This is a genomic window from Neisseria sp. 19428wB4_WF04, assembly GCF_015235335.1.
Classification (GTDB): domain Bacteria; phylum Pseudomonadota; class Gammaproteobacteria; order Burkholderiales; family Neisseriaceae; genus Neisseria; species Neisseria musculi.
On sequence record NZ_JADGLG010000236.1, the window covers coordinates 1 to 252 of the forward strand.

Genomic DNA, 252 nt, shown 5'->3' on the forward strand with positions numbered 1-252 from the left:
TGCATAACATCCAGGTTGGGCTCCGCTGTGTGATAAAGCGGAGCAGTTTATAACAAACGGAGAGTGGCTCAATTTTGGAGCACAACTCCCCGTTTCCCTGGCTCAGTTTTGCACGATATTTAACAATCTTAGGTATTCAGCCCAATACGGCTATTCTCTTCTACCGTAAAATCCGTCTTGTTATCAGCCATCATTTGGCTTTGGAAGCAGATCAGGTTTTTGAGGGCGCTATAGAATTGGATGAGAGCTATT

The 252-nt window shown here is 44.4% G+C and carries 1 pseudogene; it reads left to right on the top strand.

The features are described from left to right. Positions 1–125: 125 nt before the first annotated feature. Positions 126–252 (top strand): annotated as a pseudogene (locus IR141_RS13135) (IS1595 family transposase); the annotation flags it as partial.